This window comes from Treponema primitia (assembly GCF_046533075.1).
Taxonomy (GTDB): domain Bacteria; phylum Spirochaetota; class Spirochaetia; order Treponematales; family Breznakiellaceae; genus Termitinema; species Termitinema primitia_B.
Genome location: NZ_JAJQRB010000093.1, coordinates 1 through 22,948 on the forward strand (window position 1 = coordinate 1; position 22,948 = coordinate 22,948).

General features: G+C 53.2%; 18 protein-coding genes. 8 read left to right on the top strand and 10 right to left on the bottom strand.

Annotated features, from left to right (window positions below):
* The first annotated feature begins 143 nt into the window (after positions 1 to 143).
* The 6 genes from LQZ19_RS19290 to LQZ19_RS19315 all read left to right on the top strand — a co-directional run bounded on the left by LQZ19_RS19290 (position 144) and on the right by LQZ19_RS19315 (position 6,359).
* Complete coding sequence (locus tag LQZ19_RS19290; RefSeq protein WP_411049323.1) at positions 144 to 710, top strand: helix-turn-helix domain-containing protein; 567 nt, start codon at positions 144 to 146, stop codon at positions 708 to 710.
* 13 nt (positions 711 to 723) lie between these two features.
* A complete protein-coding gene (locus LQZ19_RS19295; RefSeq protein WP_411049324.1) occupies positions 724 to 2,034 on the top strand; it encodes a 3-isopropylmalate dehydratase large subunit in 1,311 nt (436 codons plus the stop codon).
* A 19-nt stretch (positions 2,035 to 2,053) separates the two neighbouring features.
* Positions 2,054 to 2,575: a 3-isopropylmalate dehydratase small subunit gene (locus LQZ19_RS19300; protein WP_411049325.1), complete on the top strand. Its 522-nt coding sequence runs from the start codon at positions 2,054 to 2,056 to the stop codon at positions 2,573 to 2,575.
* Positions 2,576 to 2,638: 63 nt separating this feature from the next.
* Complete coding sequence (locus LQZ19_RS19305) at positions 2,639 to 4,312, top strand: carbon starvation CstA family protein (RefSeq protein ID WP_411049326.1); 1,674 nt, start codon at positions 2,639 to 2,641, stop codon at positions 4,310 to 4,312.
* Between the two features lie 5 nt (positions 4,313 to 4,317).
* Entirely contained in the window at positions 4,318 to 4,719 is a 402-nt protein-coding gene (locus LQZ19_RS19310) for an acyl-CoA thioesterase (protein WP_411049328.1), read from the top strand.
* 53 nt (positions 4,720 to 4,772) lie between these two features.
* Positions 4,773 to 6,359: an ATP-binding protein gene (locus tag LQZ19_RS19315; RefSeq protein ID WP_411049329.1), complete on the top strand. Its 1,587-nt coding sequence runs from the start codon at positions 4,773 to 4,775 to the stop codon at positions 6,357 to 6,359.
* A gap of 41 nt (positions 6,360 to 6,400) precedes the next feature.
* Here the strand turns inward: LQZ19_RS19315 and gpmI are convergent, their stop codons facing one another.
* The 7 genes from gpmI to LQZ19_RS19350 form a co-directional block, all read right to left on the bottom strand.
* Positions 6,401 to 8,062, bottom strand: a complete 1,662-nt coding sequence (gpmI, locus tag LQZ19_RS19320; protein ID WP_411049330.1) for a 2,3-bisphosphoglycerate-independent phosphoglycerate mutase — start codon at positions 8,060 to 8,062, stop codon at positions 6,401 to 6,403.
* 77 nt (positions 8,063 to 8,139) lie between these two features.
* Complete coding sequence (locus tag LQZ19_RS19325; protein WP_411049331.1) at positions 8,140 to 9,429, bottom strand: hypothetical protein; 1,290 nt, start codon at positions 9,427 to 9,429, stop codon at positions 8,140 to 8,142.
* Positions 9,419 to 11,548 (bottom strand): FecR domain-containing protein, encoded by a 2,130-nt coding sequence (locus LQZ19_RS19330; RefSeq protein WP_411049332.1) that lies wholly within the window; start codon positions 11,546 to 11,548, stop codon positions 9,419 to 9,421. The genes LQZ19_RS19325 and LQZ19_RS19330 overlap by 11 nt, the downstream gene beginning before the upstream one ends.
* Before the next feature lie 12 nt (positions 11,549 to 11,560).
* A complete protein-coding gene (locus tag LQZ19_RS19335) occupies positions 11,561 to 13,471 on the bottom strand; it encodes an adenylate/guanylate cyclase domain-containing protein (protein ID WP_411049333.1) in 1,911 nt (636 codons plus the stop codon).
* 44 nt (positions 13,472 to 13,515) lie between these two features.
* The gene (locus LQZ19_RS19340; RefSeq protein ID WP_411049334.1) at positions 13,516 to 15,768 is read right to left on the bottom strand and encodes an InlB B-repeat-containing protein; all 2,253 of its coding nucleotides are present in this window, start codon (positions 15,766 to 15,768) and stop codon (positions 13,516 to 13,518) included.
* A 138-nt stretch (positions 15,769 to 15,906) separates the two neighbouring features.
* Complete coding sequence (locus LQZ19_RS19345; protein WP_411049335.1) at positions 15,907 to 17,082, bottom strand: PP2C family protein-serine/threonine phosphatase; 1,176 nt, start codon at positions 17,080 to 17,082, stop codon at positions 15,907 to 15,909.
* A 15-nt stretch (positions 17,083 to 17,097) separates the two neighbouring features.
* Positions 17,098 to 18,270, bottom strand: a complete 1,173-nt coding sequence (locus tag LQZ19_RS19350; protein ID WP_411049336.1) for a SpoIIE family protein phosphatase — start codon at positions 18,268 to 18,270, stop codon at positions 17,098 to 17,100.
* Between the two features lie 98 nt (positions 18,271 to 18,368).
* On the opposite strand from LQZ19_RS19350, the gene LQZ19_RS19355 reads away from it, so the two are divergent.
* Both LQZ19_RS19355 and LQZ19_RS19360 read left to right on the top strand, forming a co-directional pair.
* Positions 18,369 to 19,655 (top strand): hypothetical protein, encoded by a 1,287-nt coding sequence (locus LQZ19_RS19355; protein ID WP_411049337.1) that lies wholly within the window; start codon positions 18,369 to 18,371, stop codon positions 19,653 to 19,655.
* The gene (locus LQZ19_RS19360; RefSeq protein WP_411049338.1) at positions 19,648 to 20,631 is read left to right on the top strand and encodes a glucosyl-3-phosphoglycerate synthase; all 984 of its coding nucleotides are present in this window, start codon (positions 19,648 to 19,650) and stop codon (positions 20,629 to 20,631) included. The genes LQZ19_RS19355 and LQZ19_RS19360 overlap by 8 nt, the downstream gene beginning before the upstream one ends.
* Before the next feature lie 631 nt (positions 20,632 to 21,262).
* On the opposite strand, the gene LQZ19_RS19365 is transcribed toward LQZ19_RS19360, so the two are convergent.
* From LQZ19_RS19365 to LQZ19_RS19375, 3 genes are all read right to left on the bottom strand, one after another.
* Positions 21,263 to 21,559 (bottom strand): addiction module antidote protein, encoded by a 297-nt coding sequence (locus LQZ19_RS19365; RefSeq protein ID WP_411049339.1) that lies wholly within the window; start codon positions 21,557 to 21,559, stop codon positions 21,263 to 21,265.
* Positions 21,537 to 21,866, bottom strand: coding sequence for a type II toxin-antitoxin system RelE/ParE family toxin (locus LQZ19_RS19370; RefSeq protein ID WP_411049340.1), 330 nt, complete (start codon positions 21,864 to 21,866; stop codon positions 21,537 to 21,539). Before LQZ19_RS19370 ends, LQZ19_RS19365 begins: the two co-directional genes overlap by 23 nt.
* Before the next feature lie 187 nt (positions 21,867 to 22,053).
* Positions 22,054 to 22,948, bottom strand: an 895-nt coding sequence (locus LQZ19_RS19375) for an Rpn family recombination-promoting nuclease/putative transposase (protein WP_411049341.1), incomplete at its 5' end; no start/stop codon positions are given.

A 22,948-nucleotide genomic window follows, 5' to 3' on the forward strand; every position in this document is an offset into this window, starting at 1 on the left:
TCTACACGCACATGAAGCCAGGTGTACCCCTCCCCACGCCCGTTTTGCCGACAAAGTACAAGAAAAAGGGATATAGTATTAAGTTGACAATTCCGAAAACTTAACCTATACTATATTCTCTACAGCATACTTAAAGGCGCAGAATGCACTATAATTTTGGCGAAAAGATCCGGGCGGTCCGGGAGAGGCGATCCCTCACCCTGCGGGAGGTGGCCGAAAAGGCGGGGGTAAGCGAGAGTCTGGTTTCCCAGATTGAGCGGAACCGGGTTTCGCCGGCCATCGATACCCTGCTGGCTTTGGCGGACGCCCTGGACCTGGACCTGGAATACCTGTTCTCCGATTACCGCCGGGACCGGTCGGTGCGGATCATGCGGCGGGACGAACGGACCACCTTTACCCGGCCGGGGGTCCTGTACGAGCGGCTGGCCCACCTTGAGAAGCAGGGGCAGGAAGGTATCGAAGCCTATGCTATTACCCTGGAGACCGGGGCAAAGACCGGAGGCCGGGAATACGGGCATCCGGGATGGGAATTGGGGGTAGTTCAGGAGGGGAATGCGGAACTGACCGTGGGGAATCAGACCTATGAGCTTTCCCCGGGAGATTCCGCCAGCTTTATGGCCGACGCCCCCCATGTGCTGTCAAATCCCGGGAATGAATTACTGCGGGTATTTTGGATTATCACGCCGCCAAAGGGCGAAATAGGAAATTAAAGAGGAGTTAAATATGGGAAAAACCTTAGCGGAAAAAATTTTTGACGCCCATGTGGCGGACCGGCCCTTCGGCGATACCTGGGTTCTCAGACTGGACCGGGTCCTTTGCCACGAGATCACTACCCCTATCGCTATCAACGATCTGGTATCAAAAAATCTGGACCAGGTCTTTGACAAAACGAAGCTTAAGGTAGTGATAGATCATGTAAGCCCTGCCAAGGATTCCAAAACCGCCCAGCAGGGAAAGATACTCCGGGATTGGGTACGGAGGCATCAAATCAAAGATTTCTTCGACATAGGCAGGAACGGTGTGTGCCACGCCATCTTCCCGGAGAAAGGCTTTGTCCGGCCCGGCTACACCATCATCATGGGGGACAGCCACACCTGCACCCACGGAGCCTTCGGCGCCTTTGCCGCCGGGGTGGGTACCACGGACATGGAAGTGGGGATACTCAAGGGGGTCTGCGCTTTCCGCAAGCCCGAAACCCTGCGTATCAATCTGAATGGAAAACTCAGTAAAGGTGTGTATGCCAAGGACGTGATCCTGGCAATCATCGCTAAAATCGGCGTGGCCGGCGCCACCGATACGGTAATGGAACTGCGGGGTCCGGTGATCGAAGGGGCCGACGGCGTCCCGGCCCTCAGTATGGAAGGCCGGATGACCATTTGCAATATGGCGGTGGAAGCCGGCGCCACCAGCGGGGTCTGTATGCCCGACAGCGTTACGGTGGATTATCTCTGGCCCTTCATCGGTCCGGCAGGGGAAAAAGCCTACGCTACCAAGGAAGCGGCCCTGGCGGACTATGCCCGATGGCGCAGCGACGATGACGCGGTATATGCGGGGGTGGTTGATATTGACTGCTCCGGCTTGGAGCCGTCGGCCACGGTGGATTATAAGCCGGATCAGGTTAAAACTATCCGCTCTCTTAAGGGGAAGCGGGTAGACCAGGTCTACATCGGGTCCTGTACCAACGGGCGCATGGAGGACCTCCGGGCTGCGGCGGCGGTGCTGAAGGGACGAAAGATTGCCGACACCGTACGGGGTATCGTTTCCCCGGCCACCACGGAAGTCTACACCCAGGCGCTCAAGGAAGGGCTGATACAGATATTCCTCGATGCGGGGTTCTGTGTAACCAACGCTACCTGCGGGGCCTGCCTGGGGATGTCCAATGGGGTCCTGGCTGAGGGGGAGGTTTGCGCCTCCACCACTAACCGCAATTTCTACGGACGTATGGGTAAGGGCGGCATGGTCCACCTTATGAGCCCCGTTTCGGCGGCGGCAACTGCCATAGCGGGCAGTTTCGCTAACCCCGAAGATCTTTAAACTTAAATAGGAGACCAGTATGAAAAACTTTGGAGGCCGGGTCCTGTTTCTGGATCGCAGCGATATTAATACGGACGAGATTATTCCTGCCAAGTACTTAAACGAAAATTCCAAGGAAGATCTTAAATCCTTTATCCTGGAGGATCTGAAACTTCCGGGTTTTAGTCCTGCGGATACATCAGGCAAGGGAGCTATCCTTACCAGGGCTAACTTCGGCTGCGGCAGTTCCCGGGAGCACGCGCCCTGGGTGCTGGAAGTAAACGGTATCAATATCGTTATCGGCGAAAGTTTCGCCCGGATATTCCGCCAGAATATGTATAACTGCGGAATGATCGCCGCGGAGCTTCCGGCGTCCACCCTGGAGGAACTGTTCCGGGATTTTAAAGGACAGGAAACGACGCTTACGGCGGATATCGAAAAAGCTACCCTCACCTTTGCCGGGGGGGGGAAAACAAAGTCCGTCCCCTTTGTGCTCAAGGATTTTGAAAAAGCCCTGGTAGAGGCCGGGGGGTGGGTTGAATATGCCGCAGCCCACTATTAATATGGTTTCAAAGTCTTGAGTGTCCAAGGCCCTACGGGGATTAATTTTAAGGAGGTTCCTTAGATGAACGGTTTAGTTATGCTTCTTATTTCTGCGGTGGTACTTTTGGCTGCATATCTTGTGTACGGACGTTACTTGGCCCGCAAATGGGGGGTAGATCCCAAACGGCCTACCCCGGCTCATGAGCTGGAGGATGGCGTGGATTATGTCCCCACCCGGCCCAGCATTGTGTTTGGCCATGAGTTTGCATCCATCGCCGGCGCGGGTCCCATCAACGGGCCTATTCAGGCGGCAATGTTCGGCTGGCTGCCGGTGCTGCTCTGGATACTTATCGGCGGGATATTCTTCGGCGCGGTCCAGGATTTTTCCGCCCTTTACGCTTCGGTAAAGAATAAGGGAAAAACCATCGGATATATCATCGAAACCTATATCGGTAAAACCGGGAAGCGGCTTTTCCTCCTTTTTGTGTGGCTCTTCTCCATTCTGGTGGTTGCCGCCTTTGCGGATATTGTGGCGGGAACCTTCGCGGGGTTCAACGCCGCGGGAGGCAAGGTGGAAGCTAACGCTGCGGTGGCCACAACATCCCTGCTCTTCATCGCCGCTGCCATTGGACTCGGTTTTTTCATGAGAAAATTCAAGCCTACCGGCATTGTATCGGGAATCGTTGCCGTAGTTTTGCTGATAACCTGTATCACCCTTGGCATTCTTTGTCCGATCTATGTGGCAAAATCTATTTGGCTTTATGTGGTCTTTGCCTATATCTTTTTCGCCTCCATTACCCCGGTTTGGGGTTTGCTCCAGCCGCGGGATTATCTTAACTCCTTCCTGCTGGTGGCCATGATTGGCGCGGCCTTTATCGGCGTGGTCTTCACCGCCCCGGTCATCAATATCCCTGCGTTTACGGGGTTCAAGGTTGGTAACAATTACCTGTTCCCCATCCTGTTTGTCACCGTAGCCTGCGGCGCGGTTTCCGGCTTCCACAGCCTGGTAGCCTCCGGTACCGCATCAAAACAGATCGATAACGAAAAGCATATGCTCCCCATATCATTTGGGGCCATGCTGGTGGAAAGTCTTCTGGCGGTATTAGCCCTGATTACCGTGGGCGCCTTAACCATAGGGGGCAAACTCCCGGAAGGTATCGTCACCCCGCCGCAGATCTTTGCTTTTGCGGTTGCGGGCTTCCTGACCAAGCTCGGCCTGCCGGCAAACATCGTCTTTACCCTGATTACCCTTTCTGTTTCCGCCTTCGCCCTCACCTCCCTGGATTCGGTGGCCCGGGTTGGCCGCCTTGCTTTCCAGGAACTGTTTACGGAAGAGTTGGAACCGGGACAAACGGCGCATCCCATTGCGAACTTCCTGGCTAATAAGTATGTCGCCACCATTGCTACCCTCTTTGTGGGTTACCTCCTGGCCGTGCTGGGGTACCAGACCATCTGGCCCCTCTTTGGATCCGCAAACCAGCTTTTAGCGGCATTGTCCCTTATCGCCTGTTCCGTTTTCTTAAAAAAGACCAACCGTCAGGGCGCCATGCTCTGGGGACCCATGTTCATCATGCTGGCGGTTACCTTTACTGCCCTGGTTTTTACCATCATTCAGAAATACGACAAGATAGGAGCCGGCAGCTTCACCTTCGGCGCCGACGGCCTCCAGTTGGTCTTCGCCATCCTGCTTCTGGGCTTGGGAATTATGGTTGCTATTTCGGGGGTAAAAAAACTCACTGAAAGGGCAACGGCATAGGTAGTATGTTTACAACAACGGTAACTCCCCGGTTCGGCGATATCGATGGACTGGGGCATATTAACAATACGGTCTTGGCAGGATGGTTTGAGCTTGGCCGGAATCCTCTGTTTCGGATCTTCGCACCCAATCTCCGGGTGGTCCACGGCGACTGGCCCCTGATTATGGCCCATGCGGATTATGATTTTGTGGGGGAACTTTTTTTCCAGTACGATGTGGAAATCCGCAGTTACATCAGCCGCATCGGAACCAAGTCCTTTACGGTGTACCACGAGGCATGGCAGGAAGGACGGCTTTGTACTACGGGACACGCCGTAATCGTCCACTTTGATTTTATCCTCCGGAAAAGTACGCCTATTCCGGAGGATAAAAAAAGGACCCTGGAAGAACACCTTCTCCCGGAATGAGTATCATAGACCGCCTATTTCCTTTTTGCTCATTTTAGGTATATTATTAAAAGATGGACAAGCGCAAAAATCGGTTTTTTAATACCACCGGACCCTGTAATCCCGAAGATCATTTTATGCTGCCCCCGGAAGAACGGCTCGTGGGTACCCAACTGCACCGCTATATCGGGGATAAGCTCTATTGGGTGCTCCACGCTCCCCGGCAGACCGGGAAGACCACCTTCCTCCTGTCATGGATGCGGGAGATCAATTCTGGATCTGAAGCCATTTCCTGCTATGTCAGTGTGGAACGCTGCCAGGGACTAAGCGAGCCTGAAAAGGCCATGCCAGCCCTGCGTAATGCTATCATCAAACATGCGGATGGATATGATCTTCCCATACCCCAATCCGGTACGGACGACCCCTCCAGTATGCTGAATGAAACGCTGGTTAATTGGGCAAAACTGGTTGCCCCCAAACCCCTGATTATCCTGTTTGACGAAGTGGATGTCCTTACCGGCGATGCCCTGATCAGCTTTTTACGCCAGCTACGGGATGGTTTTGCCGACCGAGGGGTCGGTAAATTCCCCGTATCCATTGCCCTGGTGGGGATGCGGGATTTGAAGGATTATATTACCGCCGCCAAGGGAGGCGTCCCGGTTAATCCCGGCTCGCCCTTTAATATCAAAGCAGATTCGGGGTCCCTGTCGAATTTTCAAAAAGACGATATAGGACGGCTTTTTGCCCAGCGGACCGCAGAAACGGGGCAGCAGATTACCCCGGAAGCCCTGGACTATGTCTATGACCAGTCCCGCGGCCAACCCTGGCTTGTGAATTCCCTTTTTATGCGGGCTACCATGCGGATACTGGATGCGGATAGTACCGAAACGGTGACAGTTGAGCATCTCCGGGAAGCCCGGGAACAGATTATCCAGGCCCGGGAAACCCATCTGGACGCCCTGGCATACCGCCTGGAGAACCCGAAAATCCGCAGCGTCATGGAAACCCTGATCACCGGCGAACCGGATCCCCTTATGGCCCAGGGAGAAGCTTTCCGGCTCTGTTTAGACTTAGGTCTTGTGGCCCTTGAAAAGGGCGGTCCCGTGGTAGCCAACCCCATTTACCGGGAGGTAATTGCCAGGGAGATTACCTTCGGCGCCCAAATGGCTATTCCTGCGCCGGAATGGAAGTGGCAAAAAAGCGATGGTACCCTGGATATGGACGCCCTGCTTAGGGAGTTCCAGGCTTTTTGGCAGAATAATTCCGAAGTATGGGAACAGAAAATTGATTATCCCGAAGCCTTCCCCCATCTGCTCCTGATGGCTTTCCTGCAACGGGTTGCCAACGGGCATGGCCGCATTGAGCGGGAGTATGCCGCCGGCCGGGGGAGGATGGATCTGGCGGTAGAATACAACGGAGCTTGGAACATTATCGAAATAAAACTGCTGCGCCAGGGAAGAAGCTTCGAGACTGTAATGGCCGAGGGTATCAAACAAACCCTGGGCTACCGGGAAAGTTTTTCCAGCGGCCATACTTCACAGGCCCGGGAACCTTCGGTTCCATGTTACTTACTTATCTTTGACCGCCGCCCCGATAAACCTGTCTGGTCAGAGCGGCTGAAGTGGATCAATACCGAAGCGGTTACGGTGCTTGGCTGTTAACGTGTCGTTCCCTCCTGACTTTGTATCGCTGATGTTCCTGCTTACCGTATCACCGCCGGGTCGTAGTCCTTCGGGGGTACGTAACCCAATAGCCGTATACAGGTAGCGGCGATGGAGCTGATACCCAGGCCTTCGTTCAAAATGCTGTCGTAAGGCTTATTGGGGTACTCGCCCTTGCACTCCGGGTCGTAGACGATGCAGGGGACGGGGTTGAGGCTGTGGCTGGTTTTGGCCTTGGGGCTGCCATCTTCTTTGCGGGATACGGCGCCGCTTTTTTTATCATGCTCGAACATATCGTCCGAGTTGCCGTGGTCGGCGGTGATTACCAATACTGCGCCGGCTTCATCCACCGCTTTGGCGATACGGCCCAGCTGGAGGTCCATGGCTTCCATGGAGCAGACCACCGCCTGGTATATCCCGGTGTGGCCCACCATGTCGCCGTTGGGAAAGTTAAGCCGGATAAAATCGTATTTCCCCGAGGGTATGGCTTCCAATATCTGATCGGTTATTTCGGCGCACTTCATCCAGGGGCGCTGTTCAAAGGGGAGTACGTCGCTCTTTATCTCCACAAAGGTTTCAAGCTTGTCGTCGAACTTGCCGGTGCGGTTACCGTTGAAAAAGTAGGTCACATGGCCGTACTTCTGGGTCTCCGAAATAGCAAGGGTACGCACCCCCGAGGCGGCCAGGTATTCACCCATGGTCTTATCAATGGACGGCGGACTTACCAGGTAGCGCTTGGGCGCATGGAGGTCCCCATCGTATTCCATCATCCCGGCGTAACAAACCTTGGGCCTGCGTCCGCGGTCAAATTTATCAAACTTGTCTTCCTCGAAGGCGGCGGTGATCTCCAGGGACCGGTCTCCGCGGAAGTTGAAGTAGACCACCGAATCCCCATCTTCGATGGTTCCAATGGGTTTGCCCCCCTCGGCAATCACAAATTCCTTGAGATCCTGGTCGATGATACCGGGGATCTCCTTGCGGTAGGTTTCCACCGCCTCCCTGGTTGTAGCAAACTGCCGTCCCTCGCCATGGACATGGACCTTCCAGCCCCGATCCACCATGCTCCAGTCCGCGCCGTAACGATCCATGGTGATCCACATACGGCCGCCCCCGGACGCTATGCGGGCGTCAAAATCACTGCCGCTCTGCTCTTTCAGGAAAGCCTCGAAGGGGTCAACATAGTCCAGGGCGCTGGTTTCACCCACGTCCCGGCCATCGAAAAGTACGTGGACCCGCAGCTTCTTAACCCCGTCTTTTTTGGCCTGCTTAATCATGGCCTTGAGGTGGTCCAGATGGCTGTGCACATTGCCGTCGGAAAAAAGACCGATAAAGTGTAAGGTTCCGCCCTTAGCGGCGTTGGAAGATACATCCTTCCACGCCTGGCCGGTAAACATGGCCCCGGTTTCGATGGACTTGGACACCAGGGCGGCGCCCTGATTAAAGACCCGGCCGCAGCCCATGGCGTTATGGCCCACCTCGCTATTCCCCATGTCATCGTCCGAGGGGAGACCCACCGCCTTGCCGTGGGCTTTAAGCTTGGTATTGGGGCTCTTTGCCCTAATCGCGTCTAAATGATACATTTTGGAATCGGCGACCGCATCGCCTTCTTTATATTTGCCGTATCCCACGCCATCCATGATGACCAGGACCACCGGACCGCGCCGGCCCTTCCATGAAGGGTCTTTTTTAAGGGCTTCTACCATATCGGGAACTCCTTGATTCAATAATTTACCTGGTTAAGAGTATACCATAAAAAGCGGGGTTTGTTTAGTACTGCAGCTTAGAACTTCCAGCCTACGCTTAGTACCGGTCTGAGATAGCCCGGCTCAGAACGGTCATCGGAGGACAGGATGTGGGTAAAATCGACGCCGGCTTCGATAAAGAATGGCCCCCGGATAAGCCACTGGAAGGAAACCCCCGCAACAAGGGATAGATACTGACTGTCCAGGGAATCGCCTTTGCCGGAATGGTAGTCAAAATAAAAATCCCATATTACGCCTGCCCCTGTCCCAAGACGGAAATTAAGGGCCATAATCCGGTTCGGCAGCCATAGCTGGTACAACAGGCTGATCTGCGCCCCTAAAAGCTTGGCCGCAACATCATAGTTTTCCTTTTGCACCTCCGGTTTATTCAAGGAGGCGCCAAACTCCAGCCCCAGATTACACCAGCCCCACTTTAGGGGAACAATATTTACCTGGGCCGCGGCGCCCAGGGGAAATAAAAACTTATCGAAGGCATCACCGCTGAACAGGGCCCCATAGAGGGGTATGAGAGGAGAATATCCCACAGAAACACTAATATCGGGACGGCCCAAATAGGTTTTGCCGGTTTCCGGGATACCCTGCCCCGGGACATCCTCCTCCGGGACATCCTCCTCCGGGATACCCTGCTCCGGGATACCCTGCTCCGGGGGTCCGCGAAAACTGACACGCAAAATGCCGCGGGAGGCATCCAACCCGCCGGGATTTCGTATATACACATTATAACTACCCGGTTCAAGCTGTCCGCTATTAAAGATAAGCTGCGCTGTTTTCCCGTTAATCTCCGTCCTCAGGGGGTGTATCTCCTGTTCAGGCTCCAGGCGGCGGAGCATAAGAAGCGCTCCGGGAACCAGGTCTTCTGTATTTACGGCAAGCTGTTGTAATTGAGTATTCCCGTCCAAAAATATTTCTCCCGGAGTAAACGCAAGTATCTTTGGCTGGAGGGCGCGTAAAACTTCAAAATAAACCCAATCCATGGTATATTCGATCTTATCCAGGAGATTATACACCATTACGGTGTATCGGTAACGTCCCGGATGCAAAGAAATTAATTTGTAATTTTCTTCCGTTATCTCACGCAGTATTTCTACATTCTCCCCGTTCTGTTCCTCTTCAAGGATCAGCTCATAGCGGAACGCAAATTCATCGTGGTCCCAGGAAAGACGCTGCATAAACATCGGGCCATCATCCTCCCATACAATAAAATAATCTCCCTCGTCAGCAGGAAGCTCCTGTGTATGCATATCTGCGGCGGGAAACATATACAGAATTAGCAATAGTGATAAATAGTAAATACGCTTACTGTCCATAGATTATACCCGGGTTGTTCGCGGTTTTCCGCTGCATCACAGGAAGGTCCACGGTAAAACTATTTTCCCCAACGGTTCCCCGTTGAGCAGGGTCCCCCGCCGCCTGAGTAACGGCTTCCACCTGCCAGATAAAGCTGCCGTTCTCCAGCAGGCTCAAATCACGGAGGGTATAGGAATTCTGCGCCGAGGTCCTGCTTTCTATAAGCCGCCGGCTCCCCGCCTCTTCCTTGTGGAGGGTAAAAATGTAGGCATCCGCCCCCGAAACGGCTTCCCAGACAAAAGTAATAACCCGGGACTCCCGCAGCTGCCCGGGGCCGATGATGTACCCGTTTTCAGGCTGCCGTCCAAGGGCTTCCGGAAGAAGGGGAGCCGGGATTGAAACTACGGCCGCAGCCGGCGGTGATGATGGCTTGGCCGGAGCCGCGACTGCAGGCGGAGTTGACGGCGGGGTCGAAGGCTGTGTTGCAGCCGCAGCCGGCGGTTTTTCAGGCGGAGGAAGTGTTGGCGCGGCTGGTGGTGGGGGCGGAACCGGGGCCGGCGGTTTTTCAGGCGGCGGGGAGGGCTGCAGGATAGATGTTTCCTCTATTGCGGTAAAAGACCGGGACGGCGAAATCGCCGAAACGGCTCCGTTACTATCGGTCTGGTATACTCCCCAATAATACCGCCCTTCCCCCAGAATGGTTTCTTCCGCGTCGTAAACAGTATAATTATCCATCACCCGCCGGGTAATAATGGGATCATTTAAATCCGCTGATGCGGAAATCAGCAGGGTATAGTAACCTGCTTCGGCCTCGTTTTGCCAGGAGAAATAGAAGTCTTTCCGGTCCCCGGCAATATTGAGCACAGTATCCGATCGGGGGTTCAGCAGGACCGGGGCCTTCAAGTTTCCGTTTTGGGTGATAGTAAAAGATGACAGAGCCGATGGGGCAAGGTTTCCTTCATATTCATCCGTAAAGACCGGAGTTATCCGCCAGTACCAGCGCCCCTTTCCTAAGCCGGTATGGGTGATGGACATGATGTTCCCCGATCCGCCCTGTACCAGCTCCCGCAGCGCGGGACTTACAAAGCCCGGATTATCCGCAACGTCTAATAAGTGGAAAGAGATTTCCGGAGACGAGGTCCACTGAAACCGCACCGCCGGAAATTTGTTCCGATACTGATATTCGCGGCCTTCCTCGGGGGTCAGGGTCCGGGGAACCGGTATAGCGAGTATCGTTAGTTTTCCCGAGGCCGTACCGGCTGCTGCGTTAGCCGCTTCATTCAAGGGGTAGGCCCGCCAGAAAAAAACGCCCGGCGGCAGTTCCACCGAGACCCGCTTTTGATGTCCGCCATCCAAAGTACGAATGATCCGCCTAAACCCCCGATCTAAGGCAATCTCTATACGGGTACGGTCACTATCACTATAGTTTTGAGGATTCCAGGAAAACTCTACCCGCAAGGGACCGTCTCCGCTATGGATGAGCCGGGCGTTTGGTTTTGGAGAGAGCATTACTGTTTGTGGACTTTCAAGAATACTGCCTCCCGAATCCTGAATCAACGCTTCTCCCGCGGATAGCTGTTGGTTTTCGCCGTCCGTGTTTATTGCCGCACTGCCTTCACTTATGTGCAGGGAAAAGTTCCCCTCCGGGTCAACACGGGTATCCAGCACCGCGCCGCCGGCTACGCTTATGGTCCTGTTTCCGGCATTCAATATCAGGGAAGTCCCGCTCCCGGCGAAAGCGGCGTCCACACTTATCCCTCCCTGGGTTAAATCAATCCGGGGTATGGTATGATCTGAAAAAATCTGTATCAGGCTGTTTTCCGCAAGGTTAATGGCGAGCCCCCCGGTAAAGGCTACCGAGGCCTCCGAAAGTTCAGCGGTACGGACATAGTCGCCATTATATATCAGCGATTCCTTGTGCAAGCGGTCCCATATCACCCGGTCCACAAAGCGGCGCTGGGCCGCCTTGTATTTCCAGGAGATGGTCCCCACGGGCGCCATGTTCTGCCTTGAAAGTGTCCTGTTGAAATCAAGCCAGAAAAGTCCCAGGCAAAAAAAAGCTCCCGCAAGGCAAAGGAATATAACCATATAATCGGCGGGGCCCATTGCCCTGCTGTTTTTCCGGTTCTTTTTAGCCATGACCCATCGCTTCTAATCACGTTTAATCTTGTACTTCAGATCTTCCGCATTGATATCCACTTTGCGCAGATCCGGCGCACTAATGCCCAGCATATTCCGCAGCTCCATCATTGTCCGGGGACGGGGCTGCTCCAAACCTTCTTTAACGATTAGATTTACTACCGCGAACATCCGTATGGGCTTTCCCTTGCCCTTCACGGTTACCGCCGGCATTTCTTCGGTGATCAAATATTTTCCCACAAGGTTCCAGGTATCTTCGGTAATCAAAATGTCTGTACCCAGGGGTTTGTTTAACGCTTCGGTACGGCTGGCCAGGTTTACTGCGTCACCGATGACCGTATACTCCATCCGCCGGGGGGAACCAATCTGTCCAACGGTGACAATTCCCGAATTGATGCTGCAGCCAATTTTAATAACCGGGTCTGCGGGATCATTGGGCTTCCGCTTGCGATTCATTCTCAACAGGGCTACGCGCATCAACAGGGCGGCCCGCACAGCGTTAAGGGCGTCATGTTCCGCAACGCCTGAGGTATAAGCGGTTCCCCAATGGGCCATCACCGAATCTCCGATATACTTGTCCACCACGCCGTTGGTTTTCTCCACACACTCCACCATGCTGGTAAGATATTCGTTCAGCCAGGCGACGATCTTATCCGAAGCATCTTTACCAAAGGTGTTGGTAAAATTTTCACTTATCGCCGTAAAACTGCGGATATCGGAAAAGAAAATGGAGGCATACTTAGGTTCTCCGCCGGGCCGGATTTCACCCCGCATAGCCCGCACGGCGATTTCCCGGTTGGTAAAGCGGCCGAAAATACCCAGGGCATTGCTCATCTTGACGAAACTTTCGGACAGGAGGCCGATTTCATCCCGCCGCTTTTCCGCAAGCTGCACCTCAAACTGCCCTTCTTCAATCTCCCCCGCCGCAATGGTCAAGCGCCTCAGGGGCCTGCTGATAGTCTTGGAGTAGAACCAGATAAAAAGGATGGAGATAAAAAGTACCGCTCCGGTTAAAAAAATATTCCGCCGGGTGGTGGCGCTTATACCCTCAAAGATCACCCGGGATTCTACTGTGGTAACTACCACCGCATTGGCAATGGCAAGCTTCCGAAAGGCGCCGAACTGCCGGTTTCCCGCCAAATCGGTATAAAGGGTCTGGAAATTCTGCTCCCGGCTTTCCCGGAGCATTTCCACCAGGGGATCATTAATCATATTTGCCCCGGCCATAATCAGTTTGTGATCCCCATGGATTAGGATATCCGCAGTATCGTTGACCATAAAGGAGGCATTAACGGAACTGCTAAAGGCATCGGTTAATCTTTCTGAAGAAAATACAATGGTTACTGTCTCCGCTTCTCCGCCGCCTGATACCCGGTAGGGCAAGAGCATGGCCAGGACGGGGATGCCGAAGAAGGGCGCAGCGTTTAAAAGCTCTGTCTCCCCCATGCGGGCATGTTCCAGTTCCTGAGCAAAGCGGTCTATGAATTCATCAACCAGGGCGGTCTCAATTTCGTTGCTCAAAAAGAAACCTTCGTTAACCAGTATCCGTTCACCTAAAACAATGGCGGCTATATCCCGGTTCCGCTCAAAGTAGAGGTCCGCAAGCAGACCTGCCCCGGCCTCCACTGCATTGATGGAATCCAGAAGAAACAGCGCGTCGGACAGGATCGTCTGCAGGGTATTCTCCGCCTGCGTTGCGGATCGCTGGTTGATCGTAAAATTGTTATCCTCCGCTGTAATCCGCAAATCCCGGGAAACCATAACCGACGCCAGGGCTGTAATCGTTCCTAAGGAAATAAGCAGCAAGAAAACGATGATGATTACCAGCTTAATCCCGATGGGATAGCGTACCCTGCCGTGCGCGGGAGACTTCGTTGCAAAATGTAATTCGTCCTTGCGGGTTTCTTCTTTTTTACTTGCCACTGTAATTCCCTTATCTTTCTCCATACTATCAGCCTGCCCGGTTATTACGGCCCGATTATGATTCCGCTATTATTGATATGGGTTGAACCCAAATAGGTGTCCGGCGAAATGTATATATTAAACATGGCTTTGTTATCCTGGATAAGGGTTCCCGTTCCCGCTAATACCTTGGAGAAGCCCCAGGAAGCCGACACTAGTCGAATTACCGCAGCGGGCATAGTTCCGGTCAGGTTGCCCCTTAAGGTGATGAATGCATTTAACTGAAGATATATCCAGTCGCCGTCGGCAACCGTCGCTCCGCCTTCCATGAAGAACGCACCGGTACTATCCACGGACACTCCATTGCCGGCGATGAGGGAATCGCCGCTCATGGCGAACTCACCGAAGTTGTACAAAAACACACCGTTGCCCATGGAGGCGTCGTTCCCTTCGCCGATCCCGCTCCCGCCTATGGTTCCGCCGCTCATATTGAAGGTACCGCCATCCATATACACCCCGCCGCCGTTATCTGCGCGATTGGAACGGATTTTTCCCCCGGCCATGGAAAAACTACCGCCGGTGGAATACACCCCGCCGCCGCGGTTTGCGTTATATCCGGGGGCGGATACGGAACTGCCCCCTATGGTTCCCGCCGACATAGTAAAATTACCCCCCGCAAGATACACCTGCCCGCCGTTGCCATAGTTGGTAAGATCCGTTGAGGTAGTATCGCTGGCAGCGAAGTTATCGGCGACGGTTCCCCCGCTCATATTGAATGTGCTCCCGGCGCCGACATATACCCCGCCGCCTCCATAGGTAGTATTCGTTGCATTATTTTCGCTGATTTTTCCGCCGAAGAGATTAAAGGCGCCGCCGCTTTTTACATAGACCCCGCCGCCATGATTGCCATAGTTGGAATTCCAATTGTTTCGCAGGGTTACCCCGTCATACATATTCACTGTCCCGCCATCCACCGTCATAAGGGCGGCGTCGGCCCATACATAAGCGGGAGCCGCATGGTTCCCATCGATGATAAGTTCGCCGCTGCCGCCTGGGGTATCAAAACCCAAGTAGAGATCCGTCCCCGCGCTTACCGTAAAAAGACTGCCCGTAAACGGGGCAGGAGTATTCCTCCGGGTTATGGTAACAACGCTATCCGCTTTAGGAACAATCCGGATCTGTCTGCCGCTGGTAATGGTGTACCCCGTCGTTCCGGTTCCCTCCGGCAGGGTAATACTTTCTAAAAGGATAATTTCATCGGGGATGCCTACGGCCCCTGCCGGCGCAGCGTCTATAGCCTCTTCAAGGGACGAATAGAATGTTGCTCCCCGCTGGGCAACCGCACTTACGATTTCACTAAATACCGCGGTCACCGTTATATCGGCGGCGGGCATGGTAATCAGATTTGGGCCGGTAACAAGGGGGATAGAAATAACGCCATCGGTATAGCCGGCGCTTGTCAGAACATATCCGCTGTTCGGCGTAAGAGTCAGGGTAAGCTGGGCGCCCGCAGCGGCGGCTGTTACCGGCGTCCCCGCGATGGCTGCCGTTACCGTTCCATTGGCAGGACTGGCGATGTTTATGGTGATGGTATAAACGGTAGTATCCGCCGCCGCCGTTACCGTTACGATATACGGCTGGGTTGTGCCGTCCGCCGCCGTTACCGTGTAGGTTTGCGGTGCGCTGAAATCCTGCGCCGCCCCTGTATCGGGGTTAATAGATGTCCCGGTATGGGTAATCGCGGGGGCAAGGCCGGTAACATTGGTCCCGTAGGGTACGGTCACCGTAATGGTGTGCTCGTCTTCGTTTATGGTTCCGCTCTCCCCGGCCAGGGTAAAGCCGGTAATCGCCTTGTCCGCTGCCGGCGGCGGAGTATCCACTGTCTCACAACTAATAGAAGGAATTATAATATCAGTAAAATTACGCCATCCGTCGGCGGTCCCCAGCTTTAGGGTAAGTTTGTATGTATCCCCCGGCTGTGCCCCGGCGATATGTATGAAAACCCGGCCGGAGTCACCGCCCTCCACCCATATAGCAGCCGGGTCCGGTACCATTCCGTTATTGAGTACCGCATAATCCAGGTCATACCCCTGGCGATTATGCAAATTCAACTCCAGGATAAATTCAGACTCCGCTGCGGCCGCCGGGGGGATACGGATAGACCCGTCCTCAAGTACAATACTTCCGGAGCTACCCAGGTCCCAGTCTTCCAGCCGGACCACACCGGTCTGACCGGCAATAAAATCCTCTAGGGATTGACTGAAATTGTCACAGCCGGAAAGGGAGAGAACAAGTATGAAAAAAATTGCCCTGTACATGTACTTCCCCTGCGTTTTTTAAAATATATGCTTTTTTCTTCGCAGGATTCATTTATACATGCACCTTTCCGTGAGTTTTTTAAACTATACGCTTTTTCTTCGTAAGATTCACCGTTTTTTGTTCTTTACCGGGCGTCACTACACAAACCGCATATCCATCAGGGTAATATCATCCACCAAGGGCGCCTCTCCCAACCACTGATCAATTTCAGTGTCCATAAAGGCGGGAATATCGCGATGATCGTGGGTGTGAAATGTTTTGAGCAGATTAAAGGCATTTTTTTCTCCGAACTTTTCCCCCGAAAGGGCGGTCATGTTGGGGAGACCATTGGTGTGGGTAGCTATGCGCAAGCCTGTTTTAATAGGCACGATCTGGCCTTTATCCACATCCAGTTCTTCATTCAGGCCCAGGGGAGGCATATTGGGGGACACCAGTTTGTAGGAAAGGTGTTTGCCTTCGGCGGGGAGAAAAATATGGATAGGAGAAAAACCGCAGTTGTGGATCTTCACAGTCATGGTGGAAAAATCGATGTAGAAAAGTACCGCGCCTACCCGCAGACCCGTGGGGTTCACATCCCGGACCAGGGTATTGATAAACTCCGTCATCCGTTCCGGGTAGCCGTCATAATCGGAAAGGACCAGGGTTTCAAAACAAGCGCCCAGGGCCATGGCGGCCATTGAGCCGGAGATATTCTGGGCCGCCACATCAAAACAACCCACCATGTATTGGCCCTTCCAGATCTGAAAAACCTGATAAAAATCTCCGCCGATTTCGTTGGCCATTTTATTATAAAACAAAAGTTTGATACGTTTATCGTCGATCACCGCTTTTGCCAGGAGCTTCTTCTGAATTTCCCGCGCCTGGGCCATGTCCTGCGCACGAAGACTGTTGGTGTACTTCAGCATATTCTGAAGGCTGACTATCCCCAGGTACGTATGGTTGTATTCCAGGATGAACCAGACCGCATCCTTGCCGGGATCGCCCGAGAAATATTCGTCCATCAGGGTGCTGATAAAGGTGGTGGCATCCACCGTAGCCCGGGCGGGGATAACAAAGAGGTGGAGTTCCCGCAGCCAGGCGCGCATACGGGCGGAAACACCGTCGAAGGTTTCCAGCATGGCCCGGGCAGGGATAACGCCGATTATTTTGCCTTCGCTTATAACAGGGAGGGCTTCCAAGTCGGGGTTTGACCGAAAAATCGTGAGGGCAGTCTCGTTGGTTTCCCCGAGCGCAACCGGGTCCGGGCAAATCACCAGGGTTCCTACCTGGAGAGGAGAAAAAGTAATGTCCGGCGTCTTGCTATTCGGATCCATAAAAACCAAACTCCTCTATAAAAACCGCATGTCCACCAGGGTTACATCGTCCGCAAGGGAAGCCTCCCCTATCCAGCCCGAAATCTCTTGGTCCAGGAACCTCCGGAGATTATTCTGGGGCACCTGATGAAACTTCTTTAACAGATCAAAGGTTTTATCCTCCCCGTAACGCTCCCCATGGATATTGGTCATGTCCGTCAATCCGTCGGAATAGGCGGTAATCCGCAATCCCTTGGTAAGGGAAACAATCTGTCCGGTATCCACATCCAGCTCTTCCTGAATACCCAGTGGGGGAAGGCTGGGCTGTATGGCCTTAAAGGTTATCCTATTATTTTCCAGGGGCACAAAGATCAACACCGGAGAAAAGCCGCAGTTGTGGATCTTCACGGTCATGGTGGTAAAATCGATATAAAACAACACTGCGGTAACAAAGATACCCGGAGGATTCACATCCCGTACCAGGGAATTGATGAACTGGGTAGTTTTTTCTGCGCCCCCCTCAAATTTGAAGAGTTCCAGGGCGGAAAAACAGGCCCCCAAGGCCATGGTTGCCAGGGACCCGGAGATATTCTTCCCCGCCACATCAAAACAGCCAACCAGGTAACGGTCCTTACCGCCCCGGAAAACCCGGTAAAAATCCCCCCCAAGCTCATGGGCCATCTTATTGAAAAGCAGAACCTGGAGCCGTTTATCGTTTACCAGGGACTTATCCAGGAGGTTCTGCTGTATCTCCCCTGCCCGCAGCAGGTCCCGAACCTGGATGCTATTGGTATACTCGACTATTTTACGGATCCCCACCACCCCAAAGTAGGCCTGTTTATGCTGAACCACAAACCACGAGGCGTCATCCCCCTGTTCCCCCTTGAGGAAGTCCGCCATTACCGCATCAATGGATGTGGAAGCCTCAACGGTATCCAGGGCGGGGATCAGATAGGCTTCCAGACCGGTGTCCACAGCGGTGTATGAGGCGGAACCGGCTATCTTTTCCAGGGTAGAGCGGGAAATAACCCCCAATACCTTACCGTTTTGCTCCACCGGGACTACTTTCCGTTTCGGTTCATCCTTGATGGAAGCGAGAATATCAACCACACTGGATTCAATATTTACCGGTTCTATCGTTTCCGCGATGGATCCTATCTGGAGAGGGGAAAAATAATGGTCCTGAGTTTTAACGCCCTGTTCATCCATGATATAATTGTATTAATAATACCATCCTGGTAACAATTGGACAACCTAGGCTTAATAGACTATGATTTACCTCAATAGACTATTTGAAAGGGCGCCCGGTGAATATACTATTTCGGTTTATCAATAAAATAATACCTAAAATCAATATCCTTTCGGGTAAGGCTGTCAAGGCGCTGGACCGTGTCCGGGGCGCCTCTTCCCCCCTGGCGGATCGCCTTTTGGCGGATGCCCTGCGCCTGGCGGAGATCCCCTCCCCTACCCATCAGGAGGAACAGCGGGCGGCTTTTATACTGGAACGCCTTGCAAACCTGCAAATATCCCCCCAAATGGATGAACATGGCAATATCCTGGTCCGCATCCCCGTCCGCGCTCCGGTGGACAATTCGGCGCTGCTCCTTTTTTCCGATATGGGTTCTAACCACTGGCACCCCCTGGATAGCCTTACCCGCCTGGATTCCCGGTACGCCCGGGGGGCCGGGCTGGCGGATATCCTGGGCTGCGCCGCCCTCCTGTCCATCGCGGAAGCGCTGACGGAAGACCGGCTGCAATCGGGAAGGGATGTCCTGATCCTCTTTGCCGCCGGCTCCCTGGACGACCCTGCCGGGAACGCCTTTTTCCCCATCTCCGAAGACCCCTCTCATTTTCCCTGCGCCGCCATCGGAATCCGGGGATTGACCCTGGGATCGGTGGTTACCAATACCCAGGGGATCTACCGTATCCGGGTAACCATGGGACGGACACCGGATGAAAAGGAGCAGGACGAAACGGAAGCCCCGGATATTCCCGTAAAACCCGAAACCGCCAATCAGGTGGTGGATACCCTTATTTCCACAGCCCGCAAGCTTTCGGGGATCAGCTGGGATTCCAAGGGGACAACCCACTTTTATATACGCCGTATCGAAGCGGGAACCGGCTTTGGAAGGGCGCCCCGGGAGGGAATCCTGGAGATAGAGCTGGAATCCTCCGACGGGCCCCAACTGGAAATGGCCATGAACACCGTAAAGGCCACTGCGGAAAACGCCGCAAAGCTTTCCCTGGGGAACCCAAATCACGATTCAACAATTAAAACCGAAGTGAACATCACCTCCTTCATCCCCGTGGGGGAACAGAATAACAACCCGGAACTCTTCAAAACCATCCGGGGCATCATGAAGGATCTCCATATCCGGCTGAGGGAGGAAAACGGCGCCGACCCTTCGGCCATCCTGTCTAACCGGGGAATCCCGTCCTTCTCCATCGGCATAGCCCATGGCTGGGAGGGTCTGAATTCGGACACCATCGAGATCGCTTCCATAGAAAAGGGCCGCCAGCTCATTGAGGCATTAATTACAAAGATGTCACATGACGCCGCTTCTCCAACGCAGAGCGGAGGGACACATGAGTGAAGATGTACTGCTGCAGAAAACCTGGCACCACTCCAAGTTTTCAGACATAACCCGCTTAGTATCACTGAAGGAAAAAAAGGGCCTTAAAATTTCCCTGGCCTTTCCCACCCTGAACGAAGAAGCCACCATTGGCAAAGAAATATTGGTGATGCGCACAGAACTGATGGAGCGTTACCCCCTGCTGGATGAGATCGTGGTGATCGACTCCTCCTCCAAGGACAATACCCGGAAGGTGGCGGAACGTTTTGGCGCCCGGGTCTTCGATTCCAAGAGCATACTTCCCAACTACGGCGCCTACCGGGGTAAGGGGGAAAATCTTTGGAAGAGCCTCTACGTATTGGAGGGTGATATCATCGTCTGGGTGGATGCGGATATTTCCAACATCGCCCCCAAATTCGTCTACGGTCTTATCGGTCCCCTCCTGGAGGATGATAAGACCGCCTATGTCAAATCCTTTTACGAACGTCCCATCCGTTCCTCCGGGGGCATTTCCTCCACCGGCGGCGGCAGGGTCACAGAAATACTGGTGCGCCCCCTCTTTTCCCTCTTCTACCCCGAACTGGCCCGTCTAATCCAGCCCCTCTCGGGGGAATACTCGGGCCGCCGCAGCCTCCTGGAACAGCTTTCCTTTTCCGTCGGTTACGGAGTGGAGTTAGGCCACCTGATCGACATACTCCAGCTCCAGGGCATCGAAGCCATGGCCCAGGTTGACCTGGACCTGCGCATCCACCGGAACCAGACAACCGCCGCCCTGGGTAAAATGGCCTACGGCATACTCAACACCTTTACTGCGCGGATCAAAAAATACGGCGCCGCCGAAATACTGCGGGAGCTGGGGGATCGCCATATAGCGCTGGAAATGGATGCATCCGCGGAAGGTTCCAGCCACCGGGTTATCAAGACGGATATTCCTTCGGTGGAACGGCCGCCTATTATTGAGATTCCGGAGTATCGGGAGAAATTCAAGAAAGGCTGAGAAAGCTATATCGGCTAAGCCCCCTATGGACCCCTTAAACTTAGTTTCGAGAACGCACAATACGAGGTATGGGGTCCTGGTGGCTGTAAAAAATATCAGGAACCCCCAAAGGGTCCCCCTGATATTTTTTACACCACCACCCCCGATAACTGATCCTGTTGTGCGTTCTCCACATCCTAGGGGGTCCATAGGGGGCCTTTGTCACATAGCGATACATACCGCGCTTGGGGCTTAGTTAGAAACGCTACCAAATTGTCGAACAGGCCCGGTGAAGCCCTGCGCCTGGGAGAGAGGCTTTTACCGTATAGCGCTAAACACCACTTGGGGCTTAGTTAGAAGCATAATTTGGCGAACAGGCCGGTGAAGCCCTGCGCCTAGGAGAGGGCTTTTACCGTATGGCGCTAAACACCGCTTGGAACTTAGTTGGAAACTTCATTCGGCGAACCGGCCCGGTGAAGCCATGCGCCTAGGATGCACGGAAGCACACCTACAATTAGTACGGAGTGGGGTGTCAGGAAGGAAAAGTATGGAGGGACCCTCTGGGAGGTCCCATACTTTTCCTTCCTGACAGGCCCCCCGACAAATTGTGTGCTTTCGGAAACCCAATAAGCGCATGGCTTCACCGGGCTTATTACGAAGCTTTTTTTTGCTGTACGCTTAACTGAAAACCAAGATTATCCAGCACCTTTACGACCGTTTCAAATGACGGGTTCCCTTTGGGGGAAAGGGAATCATATAAGCCTTCCCGGCTGAGGTTTAATTCTTTGGCAAGCTGGGCCATGCCTTTAGAACGGGCAATTTCACCGATTACTTTTAATAGAAATTTAGTATCATTTTCTTCAAAGGCTGCCTCAAGCATCCCGATTACATCTTCCTTTGTTTCAATTTCGTCAGCTAAATGCCAATCACTTACGGTTGTCTTTTCCATTACCTTCCTCCGCTTCGTCCAGTGGTTCAAGGACTATTTTCTGAGCCCTTGCTATATCTTCCTGTTGAGTGGCTTTATCACCACCGCAGAGCAGGATGATTATTTCTACTCCGGTATCTTTACAATACACCCGATAACCAGGGCCGTAGTTGATACGCAGTTCAAAAAGATTATTACCAACGGGTCCCCAATCCCCACGGTTACCTTCTTCAAGCCGTGATATCCGGGCAAAGATGCGGTATTTTGCTTTGGTATCCTTCAGCTTTTTGATCCATCTTTTATATACATTTGTTTTGCGTATCCGCATATCTACAACGTAAGATATAACCTACATATTGTCAAGGAAGATTTTTGATAGTGAATGACGAAAAAATCCCCCTATGGACCCCTTAACTTAGTTTCGAGAACGCACAATACGAGGTATGGGGTCCTGGCGGCCGGAGAAAATATCAGGACCCCCCAGAGGCTAAACTTGACCCACAATTTTGGTAGTTTTAGCTATCTATCCCGGCTTCCAGCAGCTTCCGTCTAAGCTCCTGGTTTTCCCGGTCCTTTTCCGCCAGTATAGGCTGGTATTTTGCTTCTATTTCCTCCCGGGCCTCCTCCTGCCAAGCTTCCTTTGCCTCGTCCCAATCCCATTCCCCAAATACCATATTTGTTACCTCCGATCCATATTCCTCTAAAAACCGCGCGAGTATCCGGTTCTTTATGCAATACCGGACCGCCTCAGTTACCGCCTGTTCCAAGGGCATAGCCGCCTCGTTTTCCCGCACCTTCGCAACAAACTGCGCGTACCCCGCCAGATTCTCGCTTCTCCGGAGCAGTTCCGTGTTCTGTCCATAATTAATATTATACACCGTAACAATCAGGTCAAGGGAGATTCTTTCACCCGTCTCCAAGCTCAAAAAAGCGTCCGAAAGCCGTAACTCCCACTTTTCCGGCATTTTTTCCGGCCCGTTATAGAGAACGACGAATTCGGGCTTGGGTATCTTTACCAAGGCACTTTTATATATGGCCCGGTGGGCGATAATTTTTTCATAAACCCGGGGAATATACGACAAAAACCGCAAGGGCATGTTCTTATTGAGGGTAGACTGGTGTTCTACCACGAATACCAGTTTATCCCTCACGGTAAAGGATAGGTCGTTGATCCGGTCCATGTAGAGGACATCCTCCAGGGTGTTGATGGTTATGGGTATGGTTGGATCATAATCAATACCTTCCAGGGCGGCATATAGTTCCCGAAGCCTGTCCTCATCGTTAAAAAGTTTGGTAAAAACGCTGTCCTTGTACTTCGTATTCACGATCAATCGCTTTTCCTCCTCAAAAATAGTGGGGACTGATCTGTCCCGATTTACCCCTGTTACGGGATGGGGAGGAGAAATACTT

Coding starts and splice junctions, on each gene's coding strand:
- LQZ19_RS19360 (WP_411049338.1), top strand. CDS start 19,648: ATGAGTGAAGATGTACTGCTGCAGAAAACCTGGCACCACTCCAAGTTT.
- LQZ19_RS19295 (WP_411049324.1), top strand. CDS start 724: ATGGGAAAAACCTTAGCGGAAAAAATTTTTGACGCCCATGTGGCGGAC.
- LQZ19_RS19310 (WP_411049328.1), top strand. CDS start 4,318: ATGTTTACAACAACGGTAACTCCCCGGTTCGGCGATATCGATGGACTG.
- LQZ19_RS19315 (WP_411049329.1), top strand. CDS start 4,773: ATGGACAAGCGCAAAAATCGGTTTTTTAATACCACCGGACCCTGTAAT.
- LQZ19_RS19370 (WP_411049340.1), bottom strand. CDS start 21,866: ATGCGGATACGCAAAACAAATGTATATAAAAGATGGATCAAAAAGCTG.
- gpmI (WP_411049330.1), bottom strand. CDS start 8,062: ATGGTAGAAGCCCTTAAAAAAGACCCTTCATGGAAGGGCCGGCGCGGT.
- LQZ19_RS19330 (WP_411049332.1), bottom strand. CDS start 11,548: ATGGCTAAAAAGAACCGGAAAAACAGCAGGGCAATGGGCCCCGCCGAT.
- LQZ19_RS19290 (WP_411049323.1), top strand. CDS start 144: ATGCACTATAATTTTGGCGAAAAGATCCGGGCGGTCCGGGAGAGGCGA.
- LQZ19_RS19350 (WP_411049336.1), bottom strand. CDS start 18,270: ATGGATGAACAGGGCGTTAAAACTCAGGACCATTATTTTTCCCCTCTC.
- LQZ19_RS19300 (WP_411049325.1), top strand. CDS start 2,054: ATGAAAAACTTTGGAGGCCGGGTCCTGTTTCTGGATCGCAGCGATATT.
- LQZ19_RS19340 (WP_411049334.1), bottom strand. CDS start 15,768: ATGTACAGGGCAATTTTTTTCATACTTGTTCTCTCCCTTTCCGGCTGT.
- LQZ19_RS19345 (WP_411049335.1), bottom strand. CDS start 17,082: ATGGATCCGAATAGCAAGACGCCGGACATTACTTTTTCTCCTCTCCAG.
- LQZ19_RS19365 (WP_411049339.1), bottom strand. CDS start 21,559: ATGGAAAAGACAACCGTAAGTGATTGGCATTTAGCTGACGAAATTGAA.
- LQZ19_RS19325 (WP_411049331.1), bottom strand. CDS start 9,429: ATGGACAGTAAGCGTATTTACTATTTATCACTATTGCTAATTCTGTAT.
- LQZ19_RS19305 (WP_411049326.1), top strand. CDS start 2,639: ATGAACGGTTTAGTTATGCTTCTTATTTCTGCGGTGGTACTTTTGGCT.